The sequence below is a fragment of the Winogradskyella sp. R77965 genome, assembly GCF_044594915.1.
Classification (GTDB): Bacteria; Bacteroidota; Bacteroidia; order Flavobacteriales; family Flavobacteriaceae; genus Winogradskyella.
In genome coordinates this window covers 2,735,604-2,761,693 of sequence record NZ_CP138990.1, presented here as the reverse complement: position 1 = coordinate 2,761,693, position 26,090 = coordinate 2,735,604, and the positions used below count along the sequence as shown (strand labels likewise).

Here is a 26,090-nt window from a genome sequence, read left to right as displayed (position 1 = left end):
TCTAAAATTCTATAATTGATAGAATTCTTATCAAAATAATTAATAGGGAAACCTTTAACTGTTTTTTTAATCGATAGAAGGAATAAGCGCGCAAATATCCTAAAACAAAATAAGTTCTGTCTTAAAAAATGAAATTTTATGCTACTTTTTTAAGTAAATCAAAGCATGGACATTTTTTGCAACGTTTATGCTCAGCTTTTTTATACTTTTTACAGCATTTAGATTTTGCTTTACCTAAAGCTTCGAAGCCAGAAGTTTCAAGAACTTTAATACGTTCTTTTTTTAACTTTTTGTTTTTCTTCTTTTTGCCCATTGGATTTACTAAACAATGATGCAAAAATAATTATTTTTATTTATTCTAAATAAATTTTAACACCCAGATTAAGCACCAGGATTTAAATCTTGTGCCGCAGAATTCACTGTTAGTTGCTGAATATCTCTATCAAATAAGTATAAGCCTCCTTTATCATTACCAATCATATTAACCTTATCTAAGATTGTTCTGGCTACCGCTTCTTCTTCAATTTGTTCAGACACATACCATTGTAAGAAGTTATGTGTGGCATAATCTTTTTCTTGTAGAGAAATATGAACTAATTCATTGATACTTTCAGAAACAAATATTTCGTGCGCTAGTAGCTTTTCAAACATTTCGCGAAACGAACTGTAAGTAACATCTGGTGCGTTTAATTCAGAAATATGAGCATGTCCACCGCGTTCATTGACAAACTTTACAAGCTTTAACATATGCTCACGTTCTTCATCAGACTGATCGTACATAAAGTTAGAAATACCTTCTAGACCTTTTACTTCAGCCCAAACGGCCATTGCTAAATAGACTTGAGATGATTCAGCCTCTATTCGTATTTGTTTATTTAATGCAGATTCTATTGTTTTTGATAACATAATTTCTTTGTTTTACACAAAGATAAGCAGTAATAAACACTATTAAAAGGTTTACTTAGTAACTAATTTTGATAAGTAGATTGAAAAACTTTATAACCATAAAATTTGGAATTTAGATAGCAATTGTAGCATATTTGTACCATAAATGAGAAAAACAATAGTACATAGAGCACCAAAATCACTGATGTGTCAGTGGGATTATCGAGGAAATAATATTGAATTATTTCAACGACAAGGACGTTATGTATCTATTTTTAATCATTAATTGCAGATGATTTAAACACAAAAACTATAAATAGTACGAGCGTCCAAGAAATTGGTCGCTTTTTTTATGAAAAATTTTAAAGAATTTGAAACTAGACTTTAAAAAATAAAATAATACGAATTGAAGATTAAGCAATTGGGAGACAGACGCTTGCCAAAAACCTTCAACTATCTGCATAAAGCGGACAGGAACCCTTTTGCTTTAAAACAATATAACTAATTGATAATCAATAAATTAAATTAATATTTTGTTTGGAAATTTCAAAAATTACCTTTTATATTTGCATCGCAGAATTAAACAATTCTCAATAACATAATTAATAACAAAACAAGAAGCCATGCTAAAACATATAGTAGCATTTAAAAGTTTACCTAGTGACCTCGAGTCATTTACAAGGCTTCGGTATTTTCTGTAGATAATTTATTTCCCAGAGAAGAATCCGAAGCAAACAAACTGTTTCGGATTTTTTATTTCAAAAAATTTAACGAGTACACAAATCTGAACAGTTTTAAGAGCAGCATCTAATGTGTTGCCTTTAAAACAGTACTAATTTATTGAATAACATCATGGAAAATAATTTACACAATAGTTATGTGTTTCAAGCTTTAGATGCTTATCCATATAACTTAGAAGAAACATTAGAAGCATTAAACTATGCTTTATCATATAACGAAAAAGATGCGCAAGCATTATGCTTAATGGGACGTGTTTATGCTGAGCAATTAAAAAATTATGAAACAGCTAAACAATATTTTGCAGAAGCTATTGCACAGCATATGGAAATGCCAAAAACATATCCATTCTATATTCAAACCTTATTATGGAACGAAGATTATGTTGAAGCACAAAAGTTGATTGATTTTGCAAAAACCTTAAAAGGTGTTGATAAAGCTTTATTACAATTAATGCAAGGGGTTTTGTTTGAAAAACTAGGACAGTTTAAAATTGCTATTAAAACATTTAAAGCAGCTAATAAAACAGCTACAAATAATGATTTTATACGCTATGTAGATAATGAATTGTCTAGAGTTAAGAAAAAGATGAAGCCTAAAAAGAAATGTAAAAAGAAAAAAAAGAAGTCGAATAAAAAAAGAAAGGAGAAATAACAAATCGGCAAACTTCTGTTTGCCGATTTTAAAACAAAAAGATATTGTAGCTCAATGGTAGAGTCCCGAATTTTCGGGATTAAGCACTAGATTGAATGTTCGAGTCTTTCCAATATCGCAAGACAAGGTGGCTGAATGGTTAAGGCAACAGACTGCAAATCTGTTTTTTATGAGTTCGATCCTCATCCTTGTCTCTAATAAATATGAGAATGCGTCCAAGATGGAGAGTGGAGTCAGTCTGTAAAACTGATGCCTTAACTGAATAGGTTCGAATCCTATGATTCCCACAAATAGTATCGTAGCTCAATGGCTAGAGTGCTCGGTTGTCTCCCGAGAAGTTGCGAGTTCGAATCTCGTCGATACTGCAAAAATGCTGCGTTGGTCAAATGGTTAAGACACCTGACTTTCTATCAGGAATTAAGAGTTCGATTCTCTTACGGAGTACAAATTGAGGTGTAGCTTAATTGTTAAAGCACCGAGCTTTTAACTCGGGTGATTTAGGTTCAAGTCCTAATACCTCAACAATTTGCAGGAATGGCGAAACGGCAAACGCACTCGATTTAGAATCGAGATATCTGAGAGTTCGAATCTCTCTTCCTGTACTAATGCTCCACTAGCCCAAATGGGAGAGGCAAAGGACTTAAAATCCTTAAAGTCCAGGTTCGAATCTTGGGTGGAGTACAAATAAGCTTATGGTGTAACGGATAGCATTCAAAGCTACGGACTTTGAGGTATGGGTTCAAATCCTATTAGGCTTACAATAATAACCTGTGGTGTAATGGTAACACTCAAGATTTTAATTCTTGTATTATAGGTTCGAATCCTATCAGGTTATCTGGTGTCTATAGTGTAATGGCTCGCACAAGAGGTATATCCTCTAAGATCAAGTTCGAATCTTGATAGACACTTAAAACGGAACAGTAGCAAAGTTGGTCAATGCGATGCACTGAAAATGCAAAGATACAGGTTCAATTCCTGTCTGTTTCACGATAAGATTCCTGCCTGCGCAGGAAGTGATATCAAGCTGGTCTTGTTGGGTGTTTCGGTATAGCACTATTGTGTAAAACATTGCAGAGATGCATTATGCTTTTATATACAACTAGACTTGAAGGTTTTGACTGTTAACCAAAAAATAGTCACCGACTCTATAGGTCGTGGGTTCGATTCCCACTCTCACTTCGTTTGAGATAGTTCAGTAGGTTAGAACAATAGAAATGCACAGGTTCGATTCCTGTCTAAGCCACCATTTTAGGCTTTGTAGCTCAGTTGGAAGAGCACTGCACTCATAATGCAGGTTTGGTCCCTTTTGGGATCCACCAAAGCTTATCATCTTGTAAAACTGATAGCCAAGCAGTCCGTCACACTGCTCAATAAAAATGACGAAATAGTGGATTGTAAATTGGCTTTAATAGTAACTCATTAGTGTTCAATAACAAGCAATCTTAGAAATACTTTGAACTACTGATTTGTAATCTCAAAAGTGGTTACTGTTTTGACTAAAGGTTAAAACGCAAGAGCATTTGCTTTTCTTTTTAACTGGCTGTCATTTCACTGATTATAGCTGAAATTACTATGAGTAATTCCGTATGGAAGAGATGATTTACAATCTGCTATTTTCTTAAAATTATGAATTGAAATAAAGATAAACTTCAAGTAAATCTGAACTCGTCAGATCTGTTTTGAAGATGGTAATCCGTCCGTTACAAGTATTACCAAACCGCCTTAATTGGCAAACACTAATGTTTAATTTTAAAAACAAAAACAATGTTACGAGTAAGAATTAATGCAGGAAAAGTAGGTCTAGTATTCAAAAGAGGTGATTACGTAAAGGTAATAACTCAAGGAGTACACTGGTTATGGATAAATCAGCGTGTAAAAACGTATGATTTAAGTACTATTTTCATAGCACCAGTAGCCTTAGAAATCTTATTAAAAGATGAGGTTTTAGCTAAAATGCTAGATGTTATTGAGGTAAAGGACGGAGAATTGGTTATGCTTTACGAAAAAGGAAACTTTAAATCTGTTCTAACTTCTGGTCGTTATGTGTACTGGAAAGGTCTAATTGAACGTGAATATGTACGTGTAGATTTAAGTAAAATCTATATTATAGAAAACTTAGACAAATCGCTATTTAGTAAATTAGAGGTTAGTAAATACATTAGAACATTTGAAGTTGCAACTTACGAGAAAGCTATACTTCTAGTAGATGATGTATATACAAAAACTCTAGAAGGTGGTACTTACCGTTTCTGGAGAAATGATACATCTATTAAAATTGCTAAAGCAGATTTGCGTCAGTTGCAATTAGAAATTGCAGGACAAGAATTGTTAACTAAAGATAAAGCGGCAATTCGTATTAACTTTTACACACAGTACAAAGTTACAAACGTTGAAAAAGCACTTTTAGATAACAAGGATTACGAAAAGCAATTATACATTACAATGCAATTAGTATTGCGTGCATATGTCGGTGCTTACACCTTAGATGAACTTTTAGAACGTAAAGAGAATATCGCAGAAGCTGTATTCGAAGATGTTAAGACAAGTGCATCTAAATTAGGTGTAACCGTTTTAAACTGCGGTATCAGAGATGTAATTTTAACTGGAGAAATGAAAGAGATTATGAACCAAGTTTTAGTTGCACAAAAGAAAGCGCAAGCTAATGTTATTATGAGACGTGAAGAAACAGCTTCTACACGTAGCTTGCTAAATACGGCAAAGTTGATGGAAGAGAATGACATGCTGTACAAGCTAAAAGAGATGGAATATGTAGAAAAAATCGCTGATAAAATTGGCGAGATCACAGTCTCAGGTAATGGAAATATGGTAACACAATTAAAGGAGATTTTCTCTGGAAAATAAGTGGGTGTTTAGCACAATCTTTTATTAAAAAGGTTGTGCTTTTTTTAAAATCAAAAAGAGTGACTTATAAATTTAAGTCACTCTTTTAATTGCAAGCCAATACTCTTTATTTAATTAGAGATTTACTCTACTACCAAAGTATATTGAGGTGTCGGATTTAAAGGGCAGAAATATATATATTCACCTTTCACTAATGTTGTAACTTTAGATGTTTCCTTGTTATTATTGTCTACAGCTTTTGTAACATATGCCTCTTTTATATGATTTTCTGGTTGAGATGCATCTTTCCCTTTTGGGACTAATACAAAGCCTACCTGATGACCAACATTGTTATTAGAAATTTCAAAAATATAATCTCCTTCTTTTAATGTTATTGTTTTTTGAGCAAACTCACCTTTTGTCTGTTCTAAAGAAACAATAGTTGCTTTTGTTTCCATTTTCATTTTGTCTTGGGCACTACTAGTTAATGTAAAAGCCAATACAATCGTTAATATTGAAATAATTCTTTTCATGATTTTATACGTTTTGTTTATTAATAATTAATTGTTAAGCCACTTCTATTTCTAGAGGCTGAGCCACAGGAAAATCAACAGGTACTTGAGTTGTACTGTGTATATAGTTAGAAATTGTTTTATCACCTACTAAAGAAATAGTATCAATTAAATTTCCTTTTGTATAACCCACATTAAAGAAGTTCTCTAATACCGTTTCATCTGTCTTTCCTCTATTCTCAGTAATATTTTTAGCCAATTTTGCTAAAGCGTCGAGCTTGTTATCAACTGAAGAAAATCCTGCTCTTAATTCTAAGATTTGCTCATCTGTAAAACCATTTATTTTTCCTATTGCGGTATGAGCAGAAAGACAATATATACAATCATTAACTTGACTAACCGCTAAGTTTACTACTTCTTTCTCTTTAGCAGATAAAGATGTTTTTGCATTAGCAAAAGTTAAATAGTTTTCTAAAGCTGTGTCGCTATGTGCATAAGTTGCATATAGATTAGGGACAAAACCTAAACCTTTGTTTAGATTATCGAAAATTGCCTGATTGTTTGTGCTTACCTCTTCTCGTGTTGGTACATTAAATGTATTCATAATTTAAAATTTTATACTGAATCTTATTTCAGTGTTATTAATCTTTAGTTTGATTTTTTTGTTGGTACAAAGTTGCAACAGATTAGGGACTCATAGAATGATTATAATTCCCTAAGACTTGTCATTTTTTCCCACTTAACTTATATGGGGTTTTTCGGCATCACAATAGTAATCGTGAATATGTTTGTGTTCACAATATGTTTTAGGAACAATAGTGCTAATTAATTGTTTTGGACTACTTCTAAATATTTCAATGAGATTGAATATTGATTTGTTTTTAAGTTTCATCTTGATAGTTTTTAATATTACTATGCAAAGATGGTGTAGAAGTAGGTGTTAAAAAATGAAGGATCTGCCCAAAGGCTTGTCAATTTTTCCTAATATGAAGATTTTAGTCCTTTTTTATAATCAGAAGGTGACTGAGAGGTGTATTTTTTAAATAATCGGCTTAAGTGAGAGGCATCGTCAAAGCCAACTTCATAAGCAATCTCTTTTGCTGTCTTATCTGTATAAATTAATAAACGCTGTGCTTCTAAGACAACTCTTTCATGTATGATCTGAAGTGGACTCCTATTTAGTTTAGCAAAATTATTGGAAAGTGTTTTTGGTGATCTAAACAATTTATCAGCATAAAAAGAAACACTATGTTCTTTCTTAAAGTGTTGTTCTACTAAAAAATTGAATTCACGTAATAAATCCACTTTAGAACTTTTAGGTGTTTCCACAATACCCTCTTTAGCTTTTAATAATCTTGTGCTTTTTATAATAAATCTTGCCATTAACATTCTAAGCATCTCTGCTTGTATGTTATCTTCAGTTTCTAGTTCGTCTATGATAACCTCGTGAAGGGTTTTAAACTTTTGCTGTTCTTTTTTATCTAAATGAATAACAGGAATATTAGTATTCCCAAAAAATAAAATACCAACACAACTCACCTCTTGGTCATGATCTTTAATACAATAAAACTCTCTATTGAATTGATAAACAATAGCATCACCACCACCTAGGTATTGTAAATATTGAATGGGAGTTAAAGCCAAAATGCTATGAGGCTGAATTGTAAAAGGAATACTATCTATAATGATCTCAATAGCTTCAGAATTAGTCCATATAAAAGTGTATAATTCTGTTTGCTTGGCTTTACTAAATGATTTTAGATCCGATTCATTACCAATATTAAATATGGCATTGGTAGAAAATTCCTTGAAATTATACTTCATAAACCCTAAGTCTATTTAGAACAAAAAACATTACAGTCAAAAGACAGATATTGTATTTAGAGTTATTCATTTACTTTAATAACCTCTATCAAAAATAAAAATATACAGTGTCGGTTTTTTGCTAGTAAGTGTCGGTTTTATGCTAACGATATACAATAAATATATAGTATTTTTAATTTTATATAAGTAATTCGCAGAACTGAGTTGTTCTATATAAAAGAGCTATACTAATTTTGGCTAAATAGTAGAAAAAATATGAATGTCCTAAAAGTCATAATTTACTTTTCCATTTTCAAATACCCATTGACTTTAGAGGAAATATTCTCGTTTTCTTGTGCAAATAATTTAGATGAAACTAAAAAAGAATTGCAAAAATTAATTGAGAATAATATTGTTTTTAGGTTTGGCAAATATTACTCTGATATTAATGATCATACTTTAGTAGAAAGACGACTTAATGGAAATAAAATGGCAGATGATATTATGCCAAAGGCCTTAAAAAGAGCAAAACTTATTATGTCCTTCCCTTTTGTTGAATCGGTCTCTATCTCTGGTTCTTTATCTAAAAATTATTACGACGACACTGGTGATATAGATTTTTTTCTCATTACAAAGCCTAAGTATTTATGGTTAGCGCGAACCTTTTTAATTGCTTACAAAAAATTATTTTTGCTTAATTCTAAAAAATACTTTTGTGTTAATTATTTTATCAGTTCTGATCGACTAAAAATAGCTGAGCAAAATAAATTTACCGCTACAGAATTAATAACTCTCAAGCCCATTTACGGTAAAGCAGTTTTTAATGCTTTTATTGCAGAAAACCAATGGGCTCTCGATTTTTATCCGAATAGAACTTTAAGTTCAGATTTATTGAATGACAATTTCAATAAACCTTTATGGAGTAAATGTTTAGAAAGTTTATTTAAGAATAAAGTTGGATATGATTTAAATCATTATTTTAAGAAATTAACTCTAAAAAAATGGAAATCTAAGTTTAAGCATCTTAAGAAAAAGGAATTCGAGATTGCGATGAAATCTACCAATGATGTGTCTAAACACCATCCACAAGACTTCCAATCTAAGGTAATTGTTAAGCTTAATGAACGTTACAACGATAAAAACAAAGCATTTAATCTTAACCTAGCTATGGAAAATGCTTGATGTTGTATTCTCACATTCATATTACTACAAATTTGATTCTAAGCAATGGAGCAACAAAACCCCTTATCCACCTTTAGGAACTCTATATGCTGCATCTTACTTAAGGGAAAACAACTACAAGGTAGGTGTTTTTGATGCGAACCTTTTAGACAGTCCTATTGAAATAAAACCCTATCTAGAGACTCAAAAACCAAAAATATTTGTGCTCTATGACGATGGCTTTAATTATCTCACAAAAATGTGCTTAACCACAATGCGTGAAGCTGCTTTTGAAATGATTAAAATAGCCAAAAATCTTAATTGTAAAGTTATCGTTTGTAGCTCAGACTCAACAGATCACTATAAAAAATACTTAAATACAGGTGCAGATTTTATTATACAAGGCGAAGGTGAAATTTCTTTAAAAGAATTAATTGATGCTTTATCTAATGATAAAGATTCTACATCTATTAAAGGTCTAGTTTTTAAAAATGAAGCTGAAATTATTAAGAATCCTAAACATCCTGTTTTACGAGATTTAGATATGTTACCAATGCCAGCTTGGGATTTAATAGATCTTCAGCCTTATAGAAATATTTGGGAAAGTGGAGGCAATGAGTTTACACTCAATATTGCTACAACAAGAGGTTGTCCTTTTAAATGTAATTGGTGTGCCAAACCTATTTACGGCAATCGCTACAATTCGCATTCACCAGAATATATTACAAAACACATTAAATACCTATCAGATACCTATGGAGTCAATCGTTTTTGGATGTGCGATGATATATTTGGATTAAAGCCTAATTGGGTTCAAAACTTTAATATAGAACTTAAAAAAGAAAAGCTTTCAATTTCGTATTATATACAAAGTCGAGTTGATTTATTATTAAAAGAAGATACTATTGATGCTCTGGCTGAAAGTGGTTTAGAGGAGGTCTGGGTTGGTGCAGAAAGTGGCTCTCAAGCCATATTAGATGCCATGGATAAAGACACCACAGTAGAACAAATCTATGAAGCTACACGATTATTAAAAGAAAAAAATGTCCGTGTTGCCTTTTTTATACAATTTGGATATTTAGGGGAAACTAAAGATGATATTTCTAAAACAATATCCATGATTAAAGAATTAGTGCCTGATAATTTAGGCGTTTCTGTTTCATACCCGTTACCAGGAACTAAATTCTATGACAAAGTAAAAGACGACTTAAAACTAAAAGCTAATTGGACAGATTCTGACGATTTAGCCATGATGTTTAAAGGCACCTACAGTACAAAGTTTTATAAAAAACTTCAGCGCTATGTGCATAAAGAATATCGTAAAAGTCAAGCGTTCCAAAACATAAAAAAGGTAATTAAAAATCCATTTAAAACATCGAAACGACAATTAAGATCTATGATATTACTTGGCTATTACTTACCTTCAGCTTTTTTAGATAAGATTCAACTTAAAACAATGAAGCCCAATAATGCTTAACGAATTTGACATTGCTTCATCAAATTATGATACTGCGTTTACATTCTCAAATATTGGGAAAGCACAACGTAGTATAGTATTTAAATATTTGGGTTCTATAATTTCTACAGATGAAAGACTTTCTATTTTAGAGTTAAATTGTGGCACAGGTGAAGATGCTATTCATTTTGCCAAATTAGGTCATAATGTTCTGGCTACAGACATTTCAGAAGGTATGATTAAAGTTGCCAAAGCAAAGGCAAACTCAAAAAATTTAATATTTAAAACTCAAGACATTAATTCTATAAATGAAAATTCATTCGATAAAAAGTTTGATTTCATTTTTTCAAATTTTGGTGGCTTCAATTGTTTGTCCAAAACAGAGATAGACCTTTTTTTTAAAACAGCCACTAAACTCCTTAATCCTAAAGGTAAAATAGTTTTAGTTATTATGCCTAAATATTGTCTGTGGGAACAATTTTATTTTAGTTTAAAAGGAAATTTTAAAGCTGCAAAAAGACGAAAAACTGATGACAGTATAATAGCCAATGTAGAAGGAGTTGATGTGAAAACTTGGTATTACAATTCCGAAGAAATTGTATCTTTAACAGAAACTCAATATACAATAAATACTATTAAACCAATAGGAATTGCTATACCTCCATCTTATCTTGAAAATTCATTTTTGTCTAAAAGACCTTTTTTGTCGATTTTCAAACGCATAGATACTTTGATTACGGGTTCTTTTTGGGCAAAATATGCAGATCATTTTTTAATTGAATTACAGAAAAAGTAAATACCATTAATGAGCATTGTACTCACACATACCTATTATTTGTACGAAGATGCCAAGGAACAGGCGATTATGAAGCCTTATGCACCTTTAGGTTTACTATATATTTCTGCGTATTTAAACAAATACAATATTGAGAATCACCTTTACGATTCTACCTTTTATTCTAAGGACCAACAGCTTCAATTTATAAAAGAAAAACAACCCAAAGTAGTTGCGATTTACACCAATTTAATGACAAAAATTAATGTTATTAAACTAATTAAAATTCTAAAAAGCGATGCGACTTATGGATTTCCAGAACTCATATTGGGTGGTCCAGATATAACTTATAATTGCGAAAATTATCTCAACTCTGGAGTAGATTTTCTCATAATCGGTGAAGGAGAACAAACAACTTTAGAGCTCTATACTGCTATTGTAAATGGTTCAGATTACAGCGAAATTACTGGTATTGCATATATGAAAAATGGTAGTGTAAAAAAAACACCACCAAGACTAAAGATGAAAGATCTTTCGGAATTACCATTGCCAAATAGAGCTGCTATCCCAGTAGAGAAATATCTTGAAACGTGGAAAACCAATCATGGTATGAGCTCTATGACTATCAGTACACAACGTGGTTGCCCTTATACTTGTAAATGGTGTAGTACGGCTGTTTACGGTCAAAGTTACAGAAGACGGCCTGCAAATCTTGTAGCTGAAGAATTACGACTACTTAAAGACACCTACAATCCAGATAGCATCTGGTTTGTAGATGACGTGTTTACCGTTAGTCATAAATGGATAAAAAGTTTTCATGAAGAAGTCATAAAGCAAGATGCTATTATTCCTTTTGAATGTATTACGAGGGCAGAACGATTAAACGATGAAATCTTACAATTACTAAAAGAAGCTGGTTGCTACAGAATTTGGATTGGTGCCGAAAGTGGTTCGCAGAAAATCATCGACGCCATGGATAGACGTGTTGATGTAGATGTTGTGAAAACAGCTATTCAAAAAACTAATGCATTAGGCATGGAAACTGGTACGTTTATAATGGTCGGTTATCCTGGTGAAGACGAAAAAGATATTAGCGAAACCATTACCTATTTAAAAGCGGCTAATCCAACACATTTTACAATTACTGTGGCTTATCCAATTAAAGGAACCTCGCTTTACAATGAAATTGAAGATAAAATAACCATTCAACCTAATTGGGAAACCTCAACGGATAGAGAGATTGATTTTACGAGAACTTACTCAAGAAAGTTTTATGATTATGCAGTAAGACGTATCGTTAATGAAGTAAATGTCACAAGAACTCAAAATTTATCAGAACGCCTAAAATTTAGGGTTAAAAGTATTACCGCACTTGGATTGATGAAAGTGTATAAAACAAACTTATTCAATTTGTAATATGGTTACTGTCGTCATCCCTACATATAAGCGTCTAAATTCATTAAAACGCACCTTACAAAGTATTGAAAAACAAACTCTTTTACCTGAAAAAGTGCTAATTATTATTGCAGGAATTAATAAAACTGATATTGAAAATATTATTCGAGAGATTATATTACCTATTGAAGTTATTATTTCAGAACCTTCAGTATGTAAACAACGTAATATTGGAATAAAAAAAGCAGTAACTCGCTATATCTTGTTGTGTGATGATGATATAGTTCTGCCGGAAAACTATATAAAAACGCTTGAGTCGTACCATTATGCTAACCCTGAAATCCGTATAGTAACAGGTGAAGAGCTAAGGCTTCAACCTGATAATAACTGGAGACCATTTACAGATAAGACTAGTTTTATTAGGCTTTATTATCATTACTTTTTTGGTCTACCAGTCTGGGATGATTTGAGTTATAATAGACCAACAAAGAATTTCTGGCAAAAATATATTCTCAACATATATCAAAAAAAAGGGAATATTACGACAAAAGCAGGCTGGCCATTGCTTACACAACGAACGCACCCTATTTTTAAAACCACTATTTATGGTTTAGGGGCAGCAATGATTAAAACTGATTTGTTACAAAAGAATCTCTTTGATGAGTCTTTAGAACAGTTTGGTATAGGCGATAATTATGATGTAGGACTCCGAATTAATACAAACAAATGCCGAATACATGTTCTTACAACAATACCTTATAAACATTACAAGGAGTCATCAAATAGACTAGAACCATCACAAGCTTATTATCATAGAACTAAGACGCTATATCAGTGTTTAAAGAAACTTTCTGTATTTAGTTCAAAAAACATATGGTATTTTAGGTGGTCTTTATTGGGAAATGGTATAGCTTTTTTGATAAAAGGACGTTTTAATTACCTAAAATCAAATTATAAGGTTTTTTGGAATACATTAACTTCTTAATATCTGTTTTTTGATCAATCTCTTAAAAAAAATAATCGCTATTGTTCCAGATGCATATCAAAAAAAACTTCCGTTTTTTTTAGGATGGTCATTCTTAAACATATTACTAGAGTTTATATCAATAGGAGCTTTAGTTCCGTTTATTATCGCATTACTAAATAAAGAAAAAGCTAATGAGTTTTTTCAAAAATACCTCAGTGTTACATTAAATGAAAGTACTTTAATATATGCCATTGTATTTCTATTTTTATTTTATGTTGTTAAAAATAGCATTCAGACCGTAATAATTAAAAAACAATCCTCTTTCATATATAGAATAGCTGTTAGTATTTCAAAGCAATTAGCAAAAGATTATTTAAACGATATGCAAAAGCATTTTACTATAAATAAAGGAACTTTTTTAAGAGACTTACAACAAATACCCACTGTTTTTGCAACACAATTACTTACATCATTATATATACTGAGTACAGAACTATTTATTCTTTTAGGAATTATTTTAGTTAGTTTATTCATTAATTTTAAACTAGCTCTTATCGCTTCTGTAAGCCTAATCGTTATTACTTTTATGTTTCTTTTTGTGAAGAAGAAAAAAATAAAGAAATTAAACGACGACGTAGCTTCTGGATATCAATTAAACACTAATCATTTGATTAATCTACTAAATGGCTTTACAGATATTAAAAGTGCACAGGCAGAAGAGGTATTTACACATCATTTTTATCAGACAAATAAGCACTACAATGAACAGTTAGCAAAACTAAGAGTGCATAAGTTGACTAGTATTCGTTTCTTCGAATTTTTTATTATAATTGGGATTGCGTTATTGCTTTTGTTTATGCAATTGAATGGAAACAATAACCTTTTATTGCTGGCTTTCTTTGCAAGTGCATTAACCAAGCTTATTCCTTCTTTTAATAAAATATCAAATTCTATAATAGACCTAAGAGCAAATCGTTATGCTGTAGATATCCTTAGTAATAAATTAAAGGTAAAGACTAATAATAAATTATCACATCAAAGCTTTAAAAAAACTATTGAATTACATGATGCAAGCTTCTCTTATCGCAATAACTCAACTCTATTTTCTAATATCAATATAACCATTAACCAAGGTAGTTTTACCTTAATAACTGGAGCTTCAGGAAAAGGAAAGACAACTTTATTACGCATATTATCAGGTATGTTATTACCTACATCTGGTAGTTTAAACATTGATGGGCACAAACAACAAAATCCTTCATTTCATCCTTTTATTGCTTACCTTCAACAACAACCCTTTTTATTTCATGGAACTCTATTAGAAAATATAACCATGTTTAAAACTAAAGATATTGACAAAAAATATATTGAATACCTTCTAACAGAAATGCAATTAACAAATTGGTATAATTCTCTCTCTAATGGGCTTGAAACTGTTATTCATGCTGATAGTAAATCTATTTCTGGCGGACAAAAACAGCGTATAGCATTAATAAGAGCATTATATACTAAATCACAAATACTTTTACTGGATGAAGCAACTAATCAGTTAAACAAGGAACTAACCAATGTTGTCATGCAATTCCTAGCAAAAGAAGCAGAAACAAAAGGACTAACAATTGTGCTTGCTTCCCATGACGAATCCTTAAAACAATATGCAACACAACATTTACACTTAGGTAATAAAAATAAACGTCATAATGTATAAACGTCTGTTGATTATTACTCCCATATACGCACGTAATCAAAAAGACGATACTGCTGTTCCTTTTATTAAACAGTTTTTAGATTTTTTCAGTCAAACCTATCCTGAAGTAAATCTAGAAATAATCTCAATGCGCTACCCCTTTGATAAAGGTCAATATCATTTTCAAAACATAACCGTTCATCATGTAGGAGGAGGATTCAAAAAACGAATCAACACCATAAAACTACTATTTAAAACTTTTTTTATGGCAAAAAAATTACATAAAAATGACGCTTTTGATGGTGTGTTATCCTTTTGGTATGGTGAGACTATGTTAATCGGGAGATTACTTAAATTTTTCTTCGATTTGCCTCATTTTACCTGGTTACAAGGGCAGGACGTAAAGTACAACAATCGATTTATGCGTTGGTTTAAACCTAATCCAAATTATATCATTGCTTCTGGCGATTTACATAATGCTATTTTACAAAAAGAACATAAATTTGAAGCATCACATATTGCTCCTATATCTCTGAGCACAAAAGATTTCCCTCTTTTAAATACATCTGCACGAAAAATTGACATACTTGGTGTAGGCAATTTAGGACCCATAAAAAATTATGATCGCTTTATAAAGTTGATCTATGAGATAAAACATTTTTTTCCAAAAATTAAAGTCGTCATACATGGAGAAGGAGAATTAAAAACTATGTTAGAAAAACAGATTACTCAATTAGAGTTAACAAATACTATTACACTTACGGGCATGTGCAGTAATTCGGAAGTAAGAAAATCAATGAATAATGCCAAAGTCTTTTTACATACGTCAAGATTTGAATCAGGTCCACTTGTTGTTCACGAAGCATTATATTCAGGCTGCAAAGTAATTAGTACAATTGCTCTTTCGCCTATAAAACCAAGGAACTTCTATTTTAGTCAAAATGATGACGAACTCATTCAATTTCTTATTGAAGAATTAAATAAGACTGATGTCGCAGAACGTGTTCTAGTGAATCGAATCTCAGATACCGCAAAAACTATCTATAATTGCTTTTTTTCTTGTAAATCCTGAAACATAGCTAAAATATCGTTTGCTATTGCATTAGGTGAAAGTTTACTATCTACTTGATTTAACACCCTTTTTCGATAAGTAGTAATATCAATATCTTGAGTTTTTTTTAATGCCTCAATACAAGAGTTTTCATCAGAAGGTCTAAAGAGTAATGCACAATATCCGTTATTAGTCATAAACATAAATGAAGCAATATCTGTAACTACAGGTATACAACCACAAGCCATAGCTTCGTGTAAGGCATAACCACTTCCTTCAGCATGAGAACCAAGAACGAAAAACTCATTTAATCTATAGATTCCTTCCATATCTTGGTGCGCTACTTTTCCTTTAAGAATCAATGCTGTTTTTAATTGCTCATCTTTGTTCATTAACTCTTTTATTGAAGGCAGGAGTTCCTCTGTATGGTATATCATCGTTAGCTTAGCCATTGGCTCTATTTGTAAAAACTGGCGAAACGCATTCACTATAGTAATTGGGTCTTTGTTTTCATTAAGCCTTCCCACCCATAGAAACGATTTTGGTAACCTGGATACATTAGGACTATCACTAAAAGTAGTTGCACCTTCCATTACTTCATATATTTTTTTCGAATTAAATATACCTTGGTCAACCCATAGTTTAGCATTCTCTTTTCCTGTAAACAGAAAAGCATCAATATATTTTTCAGTCCATATATAAATAAGTCTTTTTAAACCTTTAGGAGCAGGTGCGTATCCATGCGCTTGGACAACTATTATTACTTTTTTTGGCAATATATATCTTAAAAAAACAGCATTAAAACAATATCCTAATCCGTGAATTAGTACAAAATCTGGTTTATATTTTTTAATTTTTTGATGAAAAGTAAAAGCAGGTAATAATTTAAAGGGTATTATTGTTTTGAAAAAAGTGAAACTAATTAGCTCTTCATCGTTTTTTTTATTGAATGTTGCTCTGTATATAGCATTGGATTCAATATAGTTAGGTAAAAAATTAAGATAAGCCCACGCACTTTGAGTTTTTTTAAGAATTTGTGAGACACTATTTAACTTAAAGTGAAAATAATTTACATCTACTAAAACCTTCTTCATTCTGTTGTAATAGCTTTAAAAGCTAAAATTATAAATAATATCTTTGGAAGATGAGAAAAAACATAAAACAACTCCTTTTTTTTCTTTGGAAAAACCTCGTTTCTCACAAAAATCAGCACTATGTTTTTCTAATGGCACATGTTCGAAGTGGGAGTTCCTTAGTTACACATATACTTTGCACAAATAATGAAATATTAGGATTTGGAGAATATTCATATCAAATCTTAGATGAAGATGATTTAGTAGCATTCAATTTTGACGTTCGAAGAAAATCGCGTGTATTATTCTCTAAGCAAACTTATATAACTAATCAAATTAATGGTTCCAATTGTTTTCCTGATAAACATCTTCTGAAATTAAAAAGGTTGAAATTCATCTTTTTAATTAGACGACCGCAAGAGGCTATTTCAAGTATGTATCAACTATCAAAGCGTTTTAATCAAACCCACTTAACCCCTGAAAAATTAGTAGATGAGTATTGCAAACAAGTAAATTATCTTATGAAGTTAAAAAACAATATTTCTGAAGACCAATACTTTTTTTTGACTCATGAATCTTTGATAAAAAATCCCGAAAAGCAACTTAATAGTATAAGTTCTTTTTTAAAATTAAATCAGCCTCTATCACCTGAATATAATCTTCAAAAATTTACTCATCATTCTGGTGATCCTTCGGAAAATATATGTTCTCGCAAAATAAGAACAATAAAATCCCCTCAAATTAAACTTGATAAAATCTTACTTGACAGAGCACAAGCTGTATATGATAAGGCTTTAGTAAGTTTAAAAAAAAGCGACTAAAAATATATATGCGAACATATTATTTATTTAAGTTAATACGCATTAGAATTGAGTTGCTTATCAGATGTTATAAACTACATATAGATATAGAACATGAACGCACTAACTTTGCAGAACGAAATTTTATTTTTAAAATTAGCTTACAGTAAAAGAATTACTTTTTAGCGAGTTCAAAATTAAAATCAACTGAAACTTCATCTGAGAGTTTATTTGCAACAATCTTAGGAATCGCAATATCAAAATCAGAAACCAGTACTTTAAAGTTACCTGATAATAAAATTTTATCATCAACTACTTTAATAGTTATTGAAATGTCTGTAATTTCTTTTGTTACTCCATGAAAAGTTAATGAACCATCTATTGATTTGGTAGTATCCTCAATACTTATGTCAAAGCCAGAAATATTACCTTTAAAGGTCGCTTTGGGATACGTGTCGGACTCTGCATAATTTTCATTGAAATGCTCTTCCATTAAAGCATTTTTAAAACGGAAGGCTTTTACTAATGCCAATGCTGCAAAATCGCCATTATCTGTATTTAATATGGCTGTAACAGAGTTGTTTTTTGCTGCCACTTCCTCAAATGAAGGCACTGATGCTTCAAAATCTAATGAGCCTGCTTTAGTTAAATATTTACTTTGTGCTAGAGCACTTAAACTTATTAGTAGTAATGCTAAAACCGTGATTTTTTTCATGTGTCTATATTTATTGTTTTCAATGGTCACATGCTGTTCGCTATTAGTCATTTTTACTAAGTGATAAAATTTTGAACAAGCTCGTTTCATAATATTATTTTTAATTTTCAATAAGCCCTTCTGCTTCCCATTGGATAACAAGATCTATTATGCTTTGCGGTAATCTTTGTCCACCTGCTGGCATAACCGATGCATCTGTAGCTGAAATACGACCAATTAAATTTCTGTTTTCAACGGCATCTCTAACATTATCATAGGTAGTTAGAGCCATTGGCGCACCATTTGTAGGCGGATTACTGTGACAAGAGATACAATTGCTGTCAATAATGGTTTTGATGTTATCTTCATAGGTAACATCATCAACCATAATATCTTCTGTTAAATCGTCTTCATTAACATATGAACAACTGTAAAATGCAGTCAGGATTAAGATGTATATTAGATATGTACGTTTCATAGATTATATATATTTTTAAAAAACACGACTTAAGTTAAAGCCAAAATAAATATCACCATCACTCCAATCTCCTGTGGCTTGTCCTAAAAACCCATTAGTATTCATAGCTTGGGCATTAGAGAAATGCATTTGGAAGACATGACCTCCAGTTTCTAAATCAAAACCAATCGATAAAGGGTTTTTAAATGGTGAGCTATCTGCTCTATTTAAGTGCCAACCATAATCCATGTTAATAGACCATCTTTTACTAAGTTTATGTCTACCACCCAAACCTATTGCATATTGAGAATTATGTTGTTCATTTACAAAAACAAAGTTGTCGTGGAAAAAAGTAGGTGCGATTTCTAACGAAAAATTTGAATTCACTTTTCTAGATATCAAAAGTTGTACCGTGTATGCAAGACGATCTTTAAATTCTAATTTTGGTAAATTATCTTTTTCTAATGAAGTGTTTAGCAATATAGAATTGTAACCAACGACAGTAAATGGAAATCCGTTTTCTTTTTGTCTCACTAATCTATATTTTGCAGAGGCTTCATATATTTTTTGAAAGGAACTACGAGATACGCCAACGTTGATAGCATCCGTAATTCCATAAATAAAACTCAATCTAGTAACTGCATCGTCTAAACCAAAGAAGGTGTCAAAACCATTTTCTACACTACCAAATCTGTGCGATACCATAAAAACGAGTTCTTTATCGGCTACAAGTTTAGTAGACTCAAAATTTACAATTTTTAATCCTTTAAAGGCTGCTGTTGCATAATTGTCAAAGACTGAATCCGTATCAATTTCACCTAGTAAGTCATCTTGAGCATTCGCTGTTATCACTGTTACAAACAGTAAAAGTGTAAGGTAATGTTTCATATTTATTCTAGGATTACACATTGATCTAGTTTAACTTGTTCTAATAAGTCGTCGTAGCCAATAACGCGACCCTTTACTTTTATTTTAGAATTTACCTTAATAATAGTTTCTTTTATTTCACTTGAAAATTGGCAAAAGGCTTTATCATCTATTGTAAGGTCATTCAAACTTATTTCTGATACAGCACCAGAAATCTCAATTGTTTTATTTAAAAATGTTTTCTCAGCTTCAGTTGAGTTTTCTGAAAATCTCGCAGCTATTTCTGAACTCGTAATAGAAAACTCAGCTGTTTCTTTCTCAATATCTCTGTGGTCTTGATAAATGTAATTATAGCCAAAGATAGCGGCTATTATAATAATAACTAAAATGATAATCCATTTGCGCATAGTAATCCATTTTAACTGTTAGTTACAGTTTTTCACATATTGAATACGATCATTTCCTACTCTAAAATCAATTTCTGTTTCGTCAGAACAGTTTTTCACTTCTCTCAATATCCAATTATTATTACATAATGGCAAACTAGGAATATCTATTATAACTTCAATATTATTACTAGATCCACTAGCTGTCCAGGTGCCATAAACTGTTATTGTATTCCAGAAGACAGAGAGCGTACCGTCACTAAAAAAATTGAAAGCATAGTTATAATATTCATCATCATAATTGGTGTTGTTATCTCTTCGTAATGTATTTACAGCCCAGTCTGTGCAGCTAGTCAATAAATTTACAACTTCTTCTTCTGTGCAATCATCACAATCATCATCATCATGATCATAGTCATCATCTTCGTCGCAAGCGTTTATATTATTCTCAATTGTAGTTTGAAGTTGATCAAAATTATTAATACTAATTTCTGAACTATCAGCTAGAGTTACCATTATTGGAAAATCTACTGTTACGATATCATTGACACTTATATTTTCTATAAAATCGTAGAGTTGATGGTCGTTTTCAAGATTTAAGACTTCTAATAATTCATTATTAGAGTTAAAAGTAGAAGCCTCAATCGGATATTGAAAGTCTATACACTCAATATCATAGTCAACAACATTCTCACCATGACAATTAGAATTGTGATTATTTAATTCTGTAGCATTGGATACAGTTAATTCAGAAAAATCGGCAAATACTATATTTACAGGAAAAATAATTTCTATGGTGTCAGTATCATCATCGGATTGATCAAAAACACATTCTACGGCAACGAAATCAGTGTTAGAGTGAAGTGTCATCATTTCACTGTTTACATTTACCGTATATGGGAATTTAATATCAAAACAATTGGCTTTATCTACTATATTGCCTAATGAACCGTCATTAGAAGTCGTACGCTGAATTAATAAGGCAATACTAGAGTTAGCAGTTATAGTTTCATCTTCTGGTGCTTGTACAAATACTGTTTCTTCCTTTCTACACGATGTAAAAATAAGACCAGTTATAAAAAAGATTAAAATTGAATCTCGTAATGTCATTTTGGCTTTAAATTATCTGTTGCCATTTAATATATAACAACTAAGATTTAAAAACTACTTAAACTTTGTAAAAAATATTTCAATATCTTTAGACAAACTAATAACACTTGCCAGAAGACTTAGACCAAAACATCTGCGAAGCTGAAGCATTTGAACGCATTTACAATAAGTATGCGGACGATATACATGATTTTCTGTACTACAAATATGGTGCACAGTTTAATCCCAGAGATAAAACCCAAGATGCCTTTATAAAGTTATGGGATAATTGTAAAAAGGTAACATTTGGTAAAGCAAAATCCTTCTTATTTACAATTGCAAATAATATGATGCTCAATGAAATAAAGCACCAAAAAGTAGTTTTAAAGCATCAAAAAAACAAACCCAGTTCCTTTAATAATGAAACACCAGAATTTATTTTAGAGCAAAACCAATACTTAGAAAAATATAATAAAGTCCTCTCTAGCTTAAAAGAAGAACAACGTGTTGCATTTTTGTTAAATAAAGTAGAAGGGAAAAAACATAGCGAGATTGCAGAATTTTTGGGAGTAACTCAAAAAGTAGTCGAGTACAGAATTTATAGTGCTTTTAATATTCTAAAAAAAGAACTCGAGGGTTTTAAAATAAAATAATAAGGAGAAATTAATCCCAAGTTGTTTTATTACAGGAAGTGAACATTATGATGAAAGACGATTTATTAAAAAAATGGTTAAATGATGAACTTACAGATGCTGAGAAAGAAGCATTTAGTAAGCAAGATGACTATGTCATAAACAAAGGTATTATTGATAAAGCAAAGCACTTTAAAGCATCACAATTTTCTGCAGCTTATGATTTTGAAACCTTTAAAGATAACTATCAAAAGAAATCTTCAGTAAAACATGTTAACTGGATAAATCCACTGCTACGCATTGCAGCTGTTTTTCTTATCACATTGGGAGTTTATTTTACTTTTTTCAATTCAGATTTGATTGAGGTAAAAACTTTAATGGCAGAAAACACTAGCATCAATTTACCTGATTTATCTAAAGTAACTTTAAATGCAGATTCTGAAATAGTCTATGATAAAGCTAGTTGGAGTTCTAAAAGAAGTTTAAAACTAGAAGGTGAGGCTTATTTTAAAGTGGCAAAAGGAAAAACATTCGATGTCATCACCAAAAGCGGAACTGTGACTGTGGTTGGTACAGAATTTAATGTAAAAGCACGTAACGATTATTTTGAGGTTACCTGTTTTGAAGGTATAGTAAAAGTAAGTTCAGATACAATAGTTAGGCAATTATTAGCTGGCGATATTTATCGTATCTTAGACAAAAAGTTTATTCAATATAAAACGGTTGAAGTAGAGCCACAATGGACTAACAACAAAAGCAGTTTTAAATCCATTCCGCTTAAAGATGTTTTTGAAGAACTAGAGCGTCAGTATAATATTGAAATTATAAATAAAAATACTGATACGTCTCGACTGTTTTCAGGTGTATTTGTAAATGATAATATTGAAAATGCCCTAACATCGATAACAAAACCAATGAATTTAACTTTTGATATTAGTTCACCCAACCAAGTACTAATTCATGGTCAAACAGATTAAGCGGTACATTTTTATACTACTTTTAAGCTTAATATTTTCTCTTGAATCTTCTGGACAAGAGACTCAAAAAAAGTTGTCTCTTTCTGAAATTATAAGCGCATTAGAATCACAATTTAAGATCAGATTTAATTACGCTGAAGATGCCATTTTTGAAACGGAAATCGCAGCTCCTTCCAAAGATTTGTCTTTAAAAGAGGTATTAATGTATCTAGAAAATCAAACAAATTTTGAATTTATTCTAGCCAATGATAATATGGTTTTAATAATTTCTAAACCTAATAATTTAGAACTTCAAAAATTATCCGAGGTCTTGGTCTCTGGCTACATCGTAAAAGGAATTAACAAATTGAGTAATGGCTCTTTTGAAATAGATATTTCAGATTTTGATATACTACCAGGATTAATTGATACGGATGTTTTACAAGCCGTTCAGTCATTTCCTGGTATTCAAAGTATTGATGAAACAGTTTCTAACATTAATATAAGAGGTGGAGCTCACGATCAAAATCTTATCCTATGGGACAATATTAAAATGTACCAATCTGGCCATTTTTTTGGTCTTATTTCTATGTTTAATCCTCAGATTACGCAACGTGTTTCTTTAACAAAAAATGGTTCTAGTACAGAACTTACAGATGGAGTTTCTGGCACTATTTCTATGGAAACTGAGAAAGACATCAATGATAAGTTTAAAGGTAGTTTAGGTCTTAATTTTATTGATGCAAATGGATTTGCAGATATACCACTAAGCGACAAGTCATCATTACAAGTAGCTGCCCGAAAGTCTATTAGTGATTTTACTGAGACACCAACCTATAACAATTATTTTGAGCGTATCTCTCAGGATACAGAAGTTGAAAATAATACAATGAATATTGCCAATTCAGATAAGCAATTCGATTTTTATGACACATCCTTGCGTTGGATTTATAAAATAAATGATAAGGAAGAATTAAGGGTTAATTTCATAAACACCGCAAACGAATTGATCTTTACTGAAAACACTATTGACGAGTCTAGAAATAGCAGTTTAAAGCAAAATAGTATAGCAGGTGCAGTGTATTACTCTAAAATTTGGAATAGCAAATGGCAAACCATTTTTGAAGGTTATGAAACCGATTACAAATTAAGATCCAATAATGCTAATATTTTAGATGCTCAACGTTTTCTTCAAGAGAATAAAGTTTCTGAAACCAGCTTAAAACTAAAAGCCAAGCATAACATTAATGACAAAATACAATTACTAAGCGGTTATCATTTTGTTGAAACTCAGGTTACGAATTTAGACGATGTAGATAATCCGCTTTTTAGACTACTAGTATCTGAAGTTGTTAGGACTCATGGTGTGTTTTCTCAAATTAATTTTAAATCTAAGGATAGAAATACAAACCTTAGTTCTGGTTTAAGATATAATTATATAGAGAAATTTAGCAAACATATTTTAGAACCAAGATTAAGTTTTACTCATAAATTTCTTCAGCATTTTTCTGTTGAAGTTTTAGGTGAATTTAAACATCAGAATACCTCTCAGATTATAAATTTTCAGAATGATTTTCTGGGTATAGAAAAACGTAGATGGCAATTGTCTAATGATGATGATATTCCTGTAATACAAAGCCGACAAGGTTCTCTTGGTTTATCTTTCAATAAAAGTGGATGGCTTCTAAGTGCAGAAGGCTATTACAAAAAAATTAAAGGTATTACAACACAAAGTCAAGGGTTTCAGAACCAATATGAGTTTATCAAAACTGATGGAGATTATGAAATTAAAGGTATTGACTTTATAATTAGAAAACAGTTAAGAGATTTTAATACATGGCTAAGCTATTCTTATATGGACAATAATTATAGTTTTGAATCATTACCAGAACAGACTTTTCCGAGTAATTTTGATATCACTCATGCTTTAACGTTTGGCACAAATTACACCTCAGAACATTTAAAACTATCTCTTGGACTAAATTGGAATTCAGGTAGACCTAAAACCATTCCAGAACCTGGGAATGAAATTATTAATAATAATATTAATTATAATCCTACCAATGCCGAGCAGCTACAAGATTATTTAAGAGTTGATGTGTCTGCTTTATACGATTTTAAATTAAGTAAAACCACTAAGGCTAACCTAGGCATATCAGTTTGGAATCTTTTAGATAAAGAAAATGTTATCAATAATTTCTATAGATTAAATGATGACGCCATCAACGAAATTAACCAGAGGTCTTTGCGGATAACACCTAATGTAATATTTAGGGTGAATTTTTAAAATTAGAAGAAAATCTCTTTTGCTAATCTAAAGGTGTTAGCATGGGCATCTACAATAGTTTTTATATTTGGTGAATAACCTCCACCCATACTACACATTACAGGAATGTTATAGGTTTTGCATTGCTCTAGTACAAAACGGTCTCTGGCTTTACAACCTTCAACCGTCATAGCTAGTTTACCCAATTTATCAGATGCAATAACGTCCACTCCGCATAGATAATATATAAAATCAGGTTGTTGTTCTTCAATTAGTTGTGGTAAGGCGTCCTTTAATAATTTTAGATACTCAGAATCATCAGCATCATTCTCTAAAGCAATATCTAAATCACTGTATTCCTTTTTAAAAGGATAATTACTTTTTCCGTGCATAGAAAAGGTAAATACTGAATCGTCATTTTGAAAAATCTCTGCTGTGCCATTACCTTGATGTACATCTAAGTCTACAATTAAAACTTTATTTACCAAACCTTTATTCTGAAGATATCGCGCTCCAATAGCTTGATCATTTAATAGACAAAACGCTTCGCCACGATTGGTATAAGCATGGTGAGTTCCACCAGCGATATTCATGGCAACCCCATGTTTTAGTGCAAACTCACTAGCTTTTATCGTACCATATGCTATGATGACTTCACGTTCAACTAAAACTTCATTAAGCGGAAAACCAATTTTACGAGCTGCTCTTTGGTCTAATGTGATATTTACTAAATCATAATAATAATTTGGCTCATGAACTGCCAATATATATTTGTCGTTGGGTTTTACAGGTTCAAAGAAATTGTTGTCACTGCAAGTACCTTCATGGATCAATTGCTGTGGCAATAACTCGTATTTTTCCATAGGAAAGCGATGACCTGCTGGAAGAGAATGTTTATAGATTGGGTGAAATGCTATTTTAAGCATAAATAATTATAGGCACTTA

General features: G+C 31.2%; 25 protein-coding genes and 8 tRNA genes. 21 read left to right on the top strand and 12 right to left on the bottom strand.

The features are described from left to right. Positions 1-136: 136 nt before the first annotated feature. Both SJY34_RS12390 and SJY34_RS12385 read right to left on the bottom strand, forming a co-directional pair. Positions 137-337 carry a hypothetical protein gene (locus SJY34_RS12390; RefSeq protein ID WP_400076089.1) on the bottom strand — a complete coding sequence of 67 codons (201 nt, stop codon included), beginning with the start codon at positions 335-337 and terminating at the stop codon, positions 137-139. A 44-nt stretch (positions 338-381) separates the two neighbouring features. After that, the gene (locus tag SJY34_RS12385; protein WP_400076087.1) at positions 382-906 is read right to left on the bottom strand and encodes a ferritin; all 525 of its coding nucleotides are present in this window, start codon (positions 904-906) and stop codon (positions 382-384) included. Between the two features lie 831 nt (positions 907-1,737). Between SJY34_RS12385 and SJY34_RS12380 the strand changes: the two genes are divergently transcribed. From SJY34_RS12380 to SJY34_RS12335, 10 genes are all read left to right on the top strand, one after another. Beyond that, positions 1,738-2,277 carry a tetratricopeptide repeat protein gene (locus tag SJY34_RS12380; protein WP_400076085.1) on the top strand — a complete coding sequence of 180 codons (540 nt, stop codon included), beginning with the start codon at positions 1,738-1,740 and terminating at the stop codon, positions 2,275-2,277. Between the two features lie 40 nt (positions 2,278-2,317). Then, positions 2,318-2,395 (top strand) — tRNA-OTHER (locus SJY34_RS12375). 3 nt (positions 2,396-2,398) lie between these two features. After that, positions 2,399-2,471 (top strand) — tRNA-Cys (locus SJY34_RS12370). Between the two features lie 98 nt (positions 2,472-2,569). Beyond that, positions 2,570-2,642 (top strand) — tRNA-Asp (locus SJY34_RS12365). Between the two features lie 7 nt (positions 2,643-2,649). Further along, a tRNA-Glu gene (locus SJY34_RS12360) sits at positions 2,650-2,721 on the top strand. Between the two features lie 5 nt (positions 2,722-2,726). Beyond that, a tRNA-Lys gene (locus SJY34_RS12355) sits at positions 2,727-2,799 on the top strand. A gap of 6 nt (positions 2,800-2,805) precedes the next feature. Further along, positions 2,806-2,879 (top strand) — tRNA-Leu (locus SJY34_RS12350). Between the two features lie 5 nt (positions 2,880-2,884). After that, a tRNA-Leu gene (locus SJY34_RS12345) sits at positions 2,885-2,958 on the top strand. A 233-nt stretch (positions 2,959-3,191) separates the two neighbouring features. Continuing rightward, positions 3,192-3,264 (top strand) — tRNA-Phe (locus SJY34_RS12340). Between the two features lie 777 nt (positions 3,265-4,041). Continuing rightward, complete coding sequence (locus SJY34_RS12335; RefSeq protein ID WP_400076083.1) at positions 4,042-5,139, top strand: slipin family protein; 1,098 nt, start codon at positions 4,042-4,044, stop codon at positions 5,137-5,139. A gap of 122 nt (positions 5,140-5,261) precedes the next feature. Here SJY34_RS12335 and SJY34_RS12330 read toward each other — a convergent pair whose 3' ends face one another. The 3 genes from SJY34_RS12330 to SJY34_RS12320 form a co-directional block, all read right to left on the bottom strand. After that, a complete protein-coding gene (locus tag SJY34_RS12330) occupies positions 5,262-5,651 on the bottom strand; it encodes a cupredoxin domain-containing protein (protein WP_400076081.1) in 390 nt (129 codons plus the stop codon). A 34-nt stretch (positions 5,652-5,685) separates the two neighbouring features. Further along, entirely contained in the window at positions 5,686-6,234 is a 549-nt protein-coding gene (locus SJY34_RS12325; RefSeq protein ID WP_400076079.1) for a carboxymuconolactone decarboxylase family protein, read from the bottom strand. 377 nt (positions 6,235-6,611) lie between these two features. Next, on the bottom strand, positions 6,612-7,454 hold the full coding sequence (locus SJY34_RS12320; RefSeq protein WP_400076078.1) for a helix-turn-helix domain-containing protein: 843 nt from the start codon (positions 7,452-7,454) through the stop codon (positions 6,612-6,614). A gap of 255 nt (positions 7,455-7,709) precedes the next feature. Between SJY34_RS12320 and SJY34_RS12315 the strand changes: the two genes are divergently transcribed. Genes SJY34_RS12315 through SJY34_RS12285 form a run of 7 tightly spaced genes read left to right on the top strand, consistent with a single transcriptional unit; the run spans position 7,710 to position 15,946 of the window. Next, a complete protein-coding gene (locus SJY34_RS12315) occupies positions 7,710-8,615 on the top strand; it encodes a nucleotidyltransferase domain-containing protein (RefSeq protein WP_400076076.1) in 906 nt (301 codons plus the stop codon). After that, a complete protein-coding gene (locus tag SJY34_RS12310) occupies positions 8,608-10,071 on the top strand; it encodes a B12-binding domain-containing radical SAM protein (RefSeq protein ID WP_400076074.1) in 1,464 nt (487 codons plus the stop codon). Before SJY34_RS12315 ends, SJY34_RS12310 begins: the two co-directional genes overlap by 8 nt. Further along, positions 10,064-10,846 (top strand): class I SAM-dependent methyltransferase, encoded by a 783-nt coding sequence (locus tag SJY34_RS12305; protein WP_400076072.1) that lies wholly within the window; start codon positions 10,064-10,066, stop codon positions 10,844-10,846. Before SJY34_RS12310 ends, SJY34_RS12305 begins: the two co-directional genes overlap by 8 nt. A gap of 9 nt (positions 10,847-10,855) precedes the next feature. Further along, complete coding sequence (locus tag SJY34_RS12300; RefSeq protein WP_400076070.1) at positions 10,856-12,241, top strand: B12-binding domain-containing radical SAM protein; 1,386 nt, start codon at positions 10,856-10,858, stop codon at positions 12,239-12,241. Position 12,242: 1 nt separating this feature from the next. Continuing rightward, positions 12,243-13,205, top strand: coding sequence for a glycosyltransferase family 2 protein (locus SJY34_RS12295; RefSeq protein WP_400076068.1), 963 nt, complete (start codon positions 12,243-12,245; stop codon positions 13,203-13,205). A gap of 10 nt (positions 13,206-13,215) precedes the next feature. Further along, positions 13,216-14,895: an ATP-binding cassette domain-containing protein gene (locus SJY34_RS12290; protein WP_400076066.1), complete on the top strand. Its 1,680-nt coding sequence runs from the start codon at positions 13,216-13,218 to the stop codon at positions 14,893-14,895. Beyond that, entirely contained in the window at positions 14,888-15,946 is a 1,059-nt protein-coding gene (locus SJY34_RS12285) for a glycosyltransferase (protein WP_400076064.1), read from the top strand. Before SJY34_RS12290 ends, SJY34_RS12285 begins: the two co-directional genes overlap by 8 nt. Here the strand turns inward: SJY34_RS12285 and SJY34_RS12280 are convergent. Next, on the bottom strand, positions 15,916-17,019 hold the full coding sequence (locus SJY34_RS12280) for a glycosyltransferase family 4 protein (RefSeq protein WP_400076062.1): 1,104 nt from the start codon (positions 17,017-17,019) through the stop codon (positions 15,916-15,918). The two genes, SJY34_RS12285 and SJY34_RS12280, sit on opposite strands and share 31 nt — an antisense overlap. A gap of 50 nt (positions 17,020-17,069) precedes the next feature. On the opposite strand from SJY34_RS12280, the gene SJY34_RS12275 reads away from it, so the two are divergent. Next, positions 17,070-17,819, top strand: a complete 750-nt coding sequence (locus tag SJY34_RS12275) for a sulfotransferase (protein WP_400076060.1) — start codon at positions 17,070-17,072, stop codon at positions 17,817-17,819. Positions 17,820-17,973: 154 nt separating this feature from the next. On the opposite strand, the gene SJY34_RS12270 is transcribed toward SJY34_RS12275, so the two are convergent. The 5 genes from SJY34_RS12270 to SJY34_RS12250 are packed head-to-tail and all read right to left on the bottom strand — an operon-like array spanning position 17,974 to position 21,312. After that, positions 17,974-18,603 (bottom strand): YceI family protein, encoded by a 630-nt coding sequence (locus SJY34_RS12270; protein WP_400076058.1) that lies wholly within the window; start codon positions 18,601-18,603, stop codon positions 17,974-17,976. A 10-nt stretch (positions 18,604-18,613) separates the two neighbouring features. Then, a complete protein-coding gene (locus SJY34_RS12265; protein WP_400076056.1) occupies positions 18,614-18,970 on the bottom strand; it encodes a hypothetical protein in 357 nt (118 codons plus the stop codon). A 15-nt stretch (positions 18,971-18,985) separates the two neighbouring features. Then, positions 18,986-19,837: a DUF5777 family beta-barrel protein gene (locus SJY34_RS12260; protein ID WP_400076054.1), complete on the bottom strand. Its 852-nt coding sequence runs from the start codon at positions 19,835-19,837 to the stop codon at positions 18,986-18,988. Positions 19,838-19,839: 2 nt separating this feature from the next. Continuing rightward, positions 19,840-20,223 (bottom strand): OB-fold protein, encoded by a 384-nt coding sequence (locus SJY34_RS12255; protein WP_400076052.1) that lies wholly within the window; start codon positions 20,221-20,223, stop codon positions 19,840-19,842. Between the two features lie 18 nt (positions 20,224-20,241). After that, positions 20,242-21,312 (bottom strand): hypothetical protein, encoded by a 1,071-nt coding sequence (locus SJY34_RS12250; RefSeq protein ID WP_400076050.1) that lies wholly within the window; start codon positions 21,310-21,312, stop codon positions 20,242-20,244. 107 nt (positions 21,313-21,419) lie between these two features. Here SJY34_RS12250 and SJY34_RS12245 point away from each other — a divergent pair, with 107 nt between their 5' ends. Genes SJY34_RS12245 through SJY34_RS12235 form a run of 3 tightly spaced genes read left to right on the top strand, consistent with a single transcriptional unit; the run spans position 21,420 to position 25,166 of the window. Then, complete coding sequence (locus tag SJY34_RS12245; protein ID WP_400076048.1) at positions 21,420-21,944, top strand: RNA polymerase sigma factor; 525 nt, start codon at positions 21,420-21,422, stop codon at positions 21,942-21,944. 47 nt (positions 21,945-21,991) lie between these two features. Next, positions 21,992-22,900: a FecR family protein gene (locus SJY34_RS12240; RefSeq protein ID WP_400076046.1), complete on the top strand. Its 909-nt coding sequence runs from the start codon at positions 21,992-21,994 to the stop codon at positions 22,898-22,900. Beyond that, a complete protein-coding gene (locus tag SJY34_RS12235; protein WP_400076044.1) occupies positions 22,884-25,166 on the top strand; it encodes a TonB-dependent receptor plug domain-containing protein in 2,283 nt (760 codons plus the stop codon). The genes SJY34_RS12240 and SJY34_RS12235 overlap by 17 nt, the downstream gene beginning before the upstream one ends. Before the next feature lie 2 nt (positions 25,167-25,168). Here SJY34_RS12235 and SJY34_RS12230 read toward each other — a convergent pair whose 3' ends face one another. After that, entirely contained in the window at positions 25,169-26,071 is a 903-nt protein-coding gene (locus tag SJY34_RS12230) for a histone deacetylase (protein WP_400076043.1), read from the bottom strand. Positions 26,072-26,090 lie beyond the last annotated feature (19 nt).

What these genes read in the sequence shown, in the direction of transcription:
- SJY34_RS12265 (WP_400076056.1), bottom strand. Translation starts at nt 18,970, where the DNA reads ATGAAACGTACATATCTAATATACATCTTAATCCTGACTGCATTTTAC.
- SJY34_RS12300 (WP_400076070.1), top strand. Translation starts at nt 10,856, where the DNA reads ATGAGCATTGTACTCACACATACCTATTATTTGTACGAAGATGCCAAG.
- SJY34_RS12315 (WP_400076076.1), top strand. Translation starts at nt 7,710, where the DNA reads ATGAATGTCCTAAAAGTCATAATTTACTTTTCCATTTTCAAATACCCA.
- SJY34_RS12325 (WP_400076079.1), bottom strand. Translation starts at nt 6,234, where the DNA reads ATGAATACATTTAATGTACCAACACGAGAAGAGGTAAGCACAAACAAT.
- SJY34_RS12380 (WP_400076085.1), top strand. Translation starts at nt 1,738, where the DNA reads ATGGAAAATAATTTACACAATAGTTATGTGTTTCAAGCTTTAGATGCT.
- SJY34_RS12255 (WP_400076052.1), bottom strand. Translation starts at nt 20,223, where the DNA reads ATGCGCAAATGGATTATCATTTTAGTTATTATTATAATAGCCGCTATC.
- SJY34_RS12235 (WP_400076044.1), top strand. Translation starts at nt 22,884, where the DNA reads ATGGTCAAACAGATTAAGCGGTACATTTTTATACTACTTTTAAGCTTA.
- SJY34_RS12270 (WP_400076058.1), bottom strand. Translation starts at nt 18,603, where the DNA reads ATGAAACGAGCTTGTTCAAAATTTTATCACTTAGTAAAAATGACTAAT.
- SJY34_RS12240 (WP_400076046.1), top strand. Translation starts at nt 21,992, where the DNA reads ATGATGAAAGACGATTTATTAAAAAAATGGTTAAATGATGAACTTACA.
- SJY34_RS12260 (WP_400076054.1), bottom strand. Translation starts at nt 19,837, where the DNA reads ATGAAACATTACCTTACACTTTTACTGTTTGTAACAGTGATAACAGCG.
- SJY34_RS12275 (WP_400076060.1), top strand. Translation starts at nt 17,070, where the DNA reads ATGAGAAAAAACATAAAACAACTCCTTTTTTTTCTTTGGAAAAACCTC.
- SJY34_RS12320 (WP_400076078.1), bottom strand. Translation starts at nt 7,454, where the DNA reads ATGAAGTATAATTTCAAGGAATTTTCTACCAATGCCATATTTAATATT.
- SJY34_RS12335 (WP_400076083.1), top strand. Translation starts at nt 4,042, where the DNA reads ATGTTACGAGTAAGAATTAATGCAGGAAAAGTAGGTCTAGTATTCAAA.
- SJY34_RS12295 (WP_400076068.1), top strand. Translation starts at nt 12,243, where the DNA reads ATGGTTACTGTCGTCATCCCTACATATAAGCGTCTAAATTCATTAAAA.
- SJY34_RS12250 (WP_400076050.1), bottom strand. Translation starts at nt 21,312, where the DNA reads ATGACATTACGAGATTCAATTTTAATCTTTTTTATAACTGGTCTTATT.
- SJY34_RS12230 (WP_400076043.1), bottom strand. Translation starts at nt 26,071, where the DNA reads ATGCTTAAAATAGCATTTCACCCAATCTATAAACATTCTCTTCCAGCA.
- SJY34_RS12305 (WP_400076072.1), top strand. Translation starts at nt 10,064, where the DNA reads ATGCTTAACGAATTTGACATTGCTTCATCAAATTATGATACTGCGTTT.
- SJY34_RS12310 (WP_400076074.1), top strand. Translation starts at nt 8,608, where the DNA reads ATGCTTGATGTTGTATTCTCACATTCATATTACTACAAATTTGATTCT.
- SJY34_RS12285 (WP_400076064.1), top strand. Translation starts at nt 14,888, where the DNA reads ATGTATAAACGTCTGTTGATTATTACTCCCATATACGCACGTAATCAA.
- SJY34_RS12280 (WP_400076062.1), bottom strand. Translation starts at nt 17,019, where the DNA reads ATGAAGAAGGTTTTAGTAGATGTAAATTATTTTCACTTTAAGTTAAAT.
- SJY34_RS12385 (WP_400076087.1), bottom strand. Translation starts at nt 906, where the DNA reads ATGTTATCAAAAACAATAGAATCTGCATTAAATAAACAAATACGAATA.
- SJY34_RS12330 (WP_400076081.1), bottom strand. Translation starts at nt 5,651, where the DNA reads ATGAAAAGAATTATTTCAATATTAACGATTGTATTGGCTTTTACATTA.